The sequence below is a fragment of the Nocardiopsis sp. FR4 genome (genome assembly GCF_009830945.1).
In the GTDB taxonomy this organism is placed as follows: Bacteria; Actinomycetota; Actinomycetes; order Streptosporangiales; family Streptosporangiaceae; genus Nocardiopsis.
Map to the genome: position 1 here is coordinate 313,880 of NZ_VWVV01000005.1, position 6,661 is coordinate 320,540.

Consider the following 6,661-nt stretch of genomic DNA (forward strand, 5'->3'; position numbering starts at 1 on the left):
CGGGGCCGCCGGGTGTGCGCGGGGGTCTGGGCGCAGAGCTTAGGGGTAACGCGGGGGTAACAGTACCGGAAAGGGGGGTTTTGTGGAACTTGTCACCCGGTGATGTGGGGTGCGGGGAGTTCGGTGCGGCGGGGCGGGACGCCGTCGGGGAAGAGGGTGGCGGCGGGGTCGGGCAGGTCTGTGCCGCTGAGCTGGGCCGCGGCCCGGGACAGGCTGGGGTTGTCCAGGTGTCCGCCGACGGTGCGGATCATGGCGGCCAGGGTGGGCAGCGGGGGTGCGCCCAGGGCGGCGACGGCGTAGCGGGCGGCCACGGCGGGGGTGCGCGAGGCGCCCGCCCAGCAGTGCAGCAGGACGCGTTTGCCCTCCGAGCGCAGGGCGGCGACCGCCCCGGCGGCCTCCTCCAGGGTGAAGTGGAGGTTGGTGTTGGCTCCGGCGCGGTCGTGCAGCCACACCCGGACCCAGTCGGCGTCGGGCAGGTGGGGGGCGTCGCTGGGGTGGGTGCGGCACAGGGAGACGACGGCGTCGACGGTGTGGGGGTGGGCGCGCAGGTGGTCGAGGTTGCCCAGCAGGACCTTCTCGTCCAGGGGGTGGGGTACGGCGAAGGGGGGCAGGCGGCGGGGCTCGTCGGCCAGGACGGGGTGTTCGGGCCAGGCGGTGGGGTGGGGGCCGCGGGCGGTGGTCAGGGCGGTCACGGTCAGGGTGTGGGGGCTGGTGGTCTCCGACAGGCGGCGCAGGGCCTGCAGGGGCAGGGCGGAGGCGCCCCAGCGGGCGGCGGCCAGGGCGCCGGTGTAGAGGGCGGCCTCGTCCCCGGCGGCGGTGGAGGCCGCCCAGACGGCGTCGACCAGGTGGGTGCAGGCGAAGGAGCCGCGGGCGGGGTCGTGGGCGGGGTGGGGGGTGCGGGTCAGGGCCCGCCAGGAGGCGCCCAGGGGGTGGCGGGGCGGGGTGTGTTCCAGGGCGGGGGCGGGGGGCGGGGTCTGGCCGGTGCGGGCCAGGGTGCGCAGGGCCCGGGCCCAGGCGTGTGCGATGGGGTCGACGGGCGGGCGGGGCGGGTGGGGTGTGGCGGCCAGGTCGGTCAGGGCGGTGCGCAGCAGGCGGGCCGGGCCGTGGCCGGGGTCGGTGAAGGAGGTGGTCAGGGCGGTGGGGGCGCCGACCAGGGCCGCGGCGGCGGGGGCGCCCAGGAGCGCTCCGACGGTCCGGTCGCTGGCGGGGTCGTGGACGTCGAACAGGGGTGCTGCGGGCATGGCCGTCCTCGTGCGCGGTGGGGCGTGGGGTGGGTGCACCCTGTGGGGGTCTTCCCGCCCGGGGCGCCCTGGTGCGGGCCGCGGCCGGTTGTGGCCACGGGAGCGGGGGTCGGGCCCGGTTTCCCGCTGGCGGTGGCCGCCGCTGCCTGGGAGGGGACGAGGAGTCCTGGCACCCGGATTTCCGGTACTACGCCGAGCAGGGCCGCCCGGGCGGGCGCGGCGGTGGTCAGACGGGTTGGGCGATGGCGGCCTGGTGGTAGCGGGCGGCCACGGCGTGGGCGACGGCCGCGTCCGGGCACAGCGGTCGGGCCACCGCGTCGGCGCCCGCGGCGGCCAGGCGGTCGTGGAAGAGGCCGGGGGCCAGCAGCCAGCTGGCCAGGGCCACCCGCCGGTGCCCGGCGGCGCGCAGGCGCTGGACCTGGTCGGCGACGGTGGGGCGGCCGGTGGCGATGAAGGCGGTGTGCACGGGGGCGCCCAGGCGTTGGGCCAGGCGGGCTCTGGCCTGGTCGAGTTCGGCCGCGGCGTGGGGGTCGGAGGTTCCGGCGCAGGCCAGGACGACGGCGTCGCCGGGCCGGTACCCGGCCTGGGACAGGCGGCGCAGGGCGGTGTCCAGGACGGCGGGGTGGTCGCCCAGGGCGGGGGTGATGACGGCGTCGGCGCGGCCGGCCGCGGCGAGCTGGTGGGGGATGTCGGTGCGCACGTGGTAGCCCGAGGCCAGGAAGGCGGGTACGACCACGAGCGGTCCGGGGGTGGCGGCGGCGACCTGGCCGACGGAGGGCTGGAGGACGTCGGCGAAGCCCAGGACGGTGGGTTGGCGGGTCACCTCGGCCACGCGCAGGGCCAGGGAGTGGGCCACGGCGGTGCCGTGCGGGTCGCGGGTGCCGTGGACGGCCAGGAGCAGGGTGGGGTGTCGGTGCATCGCGTGGTGGGGTGCCCCCTGGTGGGGGCACCGCGTCGTCCTTCCTGGGGCCGGGGTGGTCAGGGCTGGCAGTCGGGGGTGTCCAGGGCCAGTCGGTAGCCGCGTTTGACCACGGTCTGGATGATGCGGGCGTCGCCCAGGGCGGTGCGCAGGCGGGCCACGGCCGTCTCCACGGCGTGGGCGTCGGCGTCCTCGCCCAGGCAGGTGAGCAGGCGGGTGCGGTCCAGGACCTGGCCGGGGCGGCGGGCGAGTTCGCGCATGAGCCGCATGAGGGTGGGTGAGAGGGTGTGCACGGTGCCGTCGACCAGGACGGCGTGGCCGCGCAGGCGCAGCCGGTGTCCGGCCACGTTCAGGGTGGGGAAGCGGGCGGGCAGCTCCTCGGCGAGTTTGCGGACCTGGGCGCCGATGCGGGCGCGTTCGGGCCACACGGTGGGGATGTCGTGGGCCATGAGGGGGCGGGCGGTGACGGGTCCCACGCACATGGCCAGCACGTCGCCGCGCAGGGCCTGGACCAGGGCGGCCCGCTGTCCGGTGTGGTGGGCGCGGGTGAGCAGTCCTGCGGCGGCGGGGGCGCTGGTGAAGGTGACCGCGTCCACTCCCCCGCTGGTGAGGGTTTCGATGAGCCGGTCCAGGGGCGCGGTGTTCTCGGGTTGGGTCCACCGGTAGACGGGGACCTCGACGACCTCGGCTCCGGCCAGGCGCAGGGCGGCGGTGAAGTCGGGCAGGGGTTCGCCGTGCAGTTGGATGGCCACCCGCAGGCCCTGGACGCCCTGGGCGAGCAGGTAGTCCAGGACCTCGGCGGAGGATTCCGAGGGCGGGGACCACTCCTCGGTGAGTCCGGCGGCGCGGATGGCGCCCTTGGCCTTGGGGCCGCGGGCCAGCAGGCGTGAGGAGCGCAGGCTGTGCAGGAGGGTGTCGACGGTGCCCCAGGTCTCGCAGGCCTCCACCCAGCCGCGGAAGCCGATGCCGGTGGTGGCCACGACGATGTCGGCGGGGCGGCGGGCGAGCTGGTCGGAGACCGCGGCCAGGCGTTGGTCGTCGCTGAGGGGGACGATGCGCAGGGCGGGCGCGGAGATGACCTGGGCGCCCTTGCGGCGCAGCAGGGCGCCCAGTTCCTCGGCGCGGCGGGCCGCGGTGACGGCGACGGTGAACCCGGCCAGGGGTGCGGTGGTGGCGGGTGCGGGGACGGCGCCGGGCGGGGCGTTGGTGTCTTCGCGGCCGGTGGAGGCGTAGGTGTTCACGAACCGCCCTCCTGGGCGCGGGGGCTGATCTGTACGGTGCCCTGGTGGGTGCGTACGGGCCAGGTGCGCAGGCGCACGCCGTCGCCGTCCAGGCTCTGGCCGGTGCGCAGGGAGAAGACGTTCTTGAGCATGGGTGAGGCGATGGTGGGCTCGCCGGAGCGGTCGCCGACGATGCCGCGGGAGATGACGGCGGCGCCGGTGTAGGGGTCGATGTTGTCCACGGCGTACAGGGCGCCCTCGCGGGTCAGGAACAGGGCCGCCTGGTCGCCGTCGGGGAGCAGGACGGCCACCCCGTCCTCGGGGCGCAGCCGCTCCAGCGGGCAGGCGTCGATCCAGGTGGTGGTCGCGGCCCGGGTGGTGGTGGCGGTGGTCATCGGGTGGCCTCCTGGGGTCGGCGGGCGGGCATGCCCAGGCTGACGGGGGCGTCGGGTACCGGCTGTTCGCGGGTGGTGGTGAAGCTGATGGTGGGGTCGGGGGTGTCGGGGGCGTTGGCGAAGGAGACGAAGCGGGCGAGCTTGTCGGGGTCCTGGAGGACGGCGGCCCACTCGTCGGCGTAGGCGGCCACGTGGCGGTCCATGGCCTCCTCCAGTTCGGCGGCGATGCCCAGGGAGTCGTGGACGACGACGTCGCGCAGGTGGTCCAGGCCGCCGTCGAGGGACTCGATCCAGGGGGCGGTGCGCTGGAGGCGGTCGGCGGTGCGCACGTAGAACATGAGGAACCGGTCGATGTAGCGGATGAGGGTGTCCTCGTCCAGGTCGCCGGCGAGCAGGTCGGCGTGGCGGGGGGTGAAGCCGCCGTTGCCGCCCACGTAGAGGTTCCAGCCCTTGTCGGTGGCGATGATGCCGAAGTCCTTGCCGCGGGCCTCGGCGCATTCGCGGGCGCAGCCGGAGACGGCGGACTTGAGCTTGTGGGGTGAGCGCAGGCCCCGGTAGCGCTCCTCCAGGCGGATGGCCAGGCCGACGGAGTCCTGGACGCCGTAGCGGCACCAGGTGGTGCCCACGCACGACTTGACGGTGCGCAGGGCCTTGCCGTAGGCGTGGCCGGACTCGAATCCGGCGTCGACCAGGCGCTTCCAGATGGCGGGGAGCTGTTCGAGGCGGGCGCCGAAGAGGTCGATGCGCTGGCCGCCGGTGATCTTGGTGTAGAGGTTGAAGTCGCGGGCGACCTCGCCGATGACGATGAGCTTGTCGGGGGTGATCTCGCCGCCGGGGATGCGCGGTACGACGGAGTAGGTGCCGTTGCGCTGCATGTTGGCGAGGTAGCGGTCGTTGGTGTCCTGCAGGGTGGCCTGTTCGCCCTCCAGGATGTGGCCGCCTCCCAGGGAGGCGAGGATGGAGGCGACGGCGGGCTTGCAGATGTCGCAGCCGTGGCCGGTGCCGTGGGCGGCGATGAGCGCGGAGAACGTGGTGGTGTTGGTGGCGCGGACGATCTCCACCAGTTCGGCGCGTGACTGGGGGAAGTGTTCGCACAGGGCCTTGGACTGTTCGATGCCGGCCTGGGCGAGGATCTGCTTGAGCATGGGTACGCACGAGCCGCAGCTGGTGCCCGCCTTGGTGCAGGCCTTCAGTGCGGGGACGTCGTGGTGGCCGCAGGCGATGGCCTCGGTCAGGACGCCCTTGGTGACGGCGTTGCAGGAGCAGATCTGCGCGGAGTCGGGCAGGGCGTCGGCGCCCAGGCTCACCCCGCCCTCGGGGGTGATCAGGGCCAGCGGGTCACCGGGCAGGGGGGATCCGACCAGGGGGCGCAGGGTGGCGTAGGCGGAGGCGTCGCCGACCAGGACGCCGCCGAGCAGGGTGGTGGCGTCGTCGGAGACCACGAGCTTGGCGTAGCGTCCGCTGGCGGCGTCGTTGACGACCACGTCCAGGGCGCCGGGGGTGCGGCCGTGGGCGTCGCCGAAGCTGGCCACGTCCACGCCCAGGAGCTTGAGCTTGGTGGAGGTGTCGGCGCCGGTGAAGGTGGCGGCGCCGCCGACGAGCTGGTCGGCGACGACCTCGGCCATGGCGTTGCCGGGGGCGATGAGGCCGTAGACGGTGCCGCGGTGGTTGGCGGCCTCGCCGATGGCGTGGATGTGGGCGTCGCTGGTGGTGCAGGTGTCGTCGATGACGATGCCGCCGCGTTCGCCGACGGTGAGTCCGGCGGCGCGGGCCAGGTCGTCGCGGGGGCGGATGCCGACGGAGAAGACGACCAGGTCGGCGTCCAGGCGGGTGTCGTCGGCCAGGGTGAGGGCGGCCGCCCGGCCGTCCGGTCCGGCTTGGACGGCGGTGGAGGCGGTGCCGGTGTGCACGTGTACGCCCAGGTCGGTGACGAGGTTGCGCAGCAGGGCGCCGGCGCCCTCGTCGATCTGGGCGGGCATCAGGTGGGGGGCGAGTTCGACCACGTGTGCTTCCAGGCCCAGCAGGCGCAGGGCGTTGGCGGCCTCCAGGCCGAGCAGGCCGCCGCCGATGACCACGCCGGTGCGCGCTCCCTGGGCGGAGGCGGTGATGGCGTCCAGGTCCTCGATGGTGCGGTAGACGTGGCAGCCGGGCAGGTCGTGGCCGGGGATGGGCGGCACGAAGGGGGTGGAGCCGGTGGCCAGGACCAGGCGGTCGTAGGGCAGCAGACGGCCGGTGGAGGTGGTGACGGTGCGGGCGGCGCGGTCGATGCCGGTGGCGCGTTCGTTGACGTGGATGTCCACGCCGGGGCCGCTCACGTCGCCCAGGGACAGGTCCTGGGCGCTGGCTCCGTCGAAGTAGGAGGACAGGGCGACCCGGTCGTAGGCGGTGCGGGGTTCCTCTCCCACGACGGTGATGTGCCAGTGGCCGGCGCTGTCGCGGTCGCGCAGGGCCTCGACGAGCCGGTGGCCGACCATGCCGTTGCCGATGACGACGAGTTCTTCCATGGGTGAGCGGCTCCTCCTGCTGCGGGGTCGGACATGTTTCAGGCAACCCGGAGGGTGTTTCTGCTCGGTCAGCCGTATGTGTCGCGCTTGTTTCGTTGTGCTGCCACCGCAGGTGGCGGGTGCGTGATCCGGGGCGGCGGGGGTGCGCGGGGGCGGGAAAGGGCCGGTGGGGTGCGGTGCGGGCGGGCGGTGGCGGGGTGCGGGTGGGGCTTTGGTCACACCCGGGCGCGGGAGGGCGCCGGGACGGCGGTGCCGGTCTGGACGGGTGACGACGCTCCGGGGCCCAGGCCGACGGAGGCCAGCAGCAGTCCGGCGACCACGAGCACGGTTCCGTCGGCGGCGGGGACCGCGCACAGCAGGGCGAACCCGGCGGCGGTCACGA

At 75.0% G+C, this 6,661-nt stretch carries 5 protein-coding genes; all 5 read right to left on the reverse strand.

The genetic code is table 11. The features are described from left to right. Positions 1-92: 92 nt before the first annotated feature. A complete protein-coding gene (locus FYW95_RS09380) occupies positions 93-1,241 on the reverse strand; it encodes a dual specificity protein phosphatase family protein (RefSeq protein ID WP_159940249.1) in 1,149 nt (382 codons plus the stop codon). A 226-nt stretch (positions 1,242-1,467) separates the two neighbouring features. Next, positions 1,468-2,160 carry a sirohydrochlorin chelatase gene (locus FYW95_RS09385; protein WP_159940251.1) on the reverse strand — a complete coding sequence of 231 codons (693 nt, stop codon included), beginning with the start codon at positions 2,158-2,160 and terminating at the stop codon, positions 1,468-1,470. A 59-nt stretch (positions 2,161-2,219) separates the two neighbouring features. Continuing rightward, positions 2,220-3,401, reverse strand: coding sequence for a uroporphyrinogen-III synthase (locus FYW95_RS09390; RefSeq protein ID WP_159940253.1), 1,182 nt, complete (start codon positions 3,399-3,401; stop codon positions 2,220-2,222). Next, positions 3,398-3,775 (reverse strand): nitrite reductase small subunit NirD, encoded by a 378-nt coding sequence (gene nirD, locus FYW95_RS09395; protein ID WP_159940255.1) that lies wholly within the window; start codon positions 3,773-3,775, stop codon positions 3,398-3,400. Before nirD ends, FYW95_RS09390 begins: the two co-directional genes overlap by 4 nt. Next, a complete protein-coding gene (nirB, locus tag FYW95_RS09400; RefSeq protein WP_159940257.1) occupies positions 3,772-6,279 on the reverse strand; it encodes a nitrite reductase large subunit NirB in 2,508 nt (835 codons plus the stop codon). Before nirB ends, nirD begins: the two co-directional genes overlap by 4 nt. Positions 6,280-6,661 lie beyond the last annotated feature (382 nt).

Coding starts and splice junctions, on each gene's coding strand:
- FYW95_RS09380 (WP_159940249.1), bottom strand. CDS start 1,241: ATGCCCGCAGCACCCCTGTTCGACGTCCACGACCCCGCCAGCGACCGG.
- nirB (WP_159940257.1), bottom strand. CDS start 6,279: ATGGAAGAACTCGTCGTCATCGGCAACGGCATGGTCGGCCACCGGCTC.
- nirD (WP_159940255.1), bottom strand. CDS start 3,775: ATGACCACCGCCACCACCACCCGGGCCGCGACCACCACCTGGATCGAC.
- FYW95_RS09385 (WP_159940251.1), bottom strand. CDS start 2,160: ATGCACCGACACCCCACCCTGCTCCTGGCCGTCCACGGCACCCGCGAC.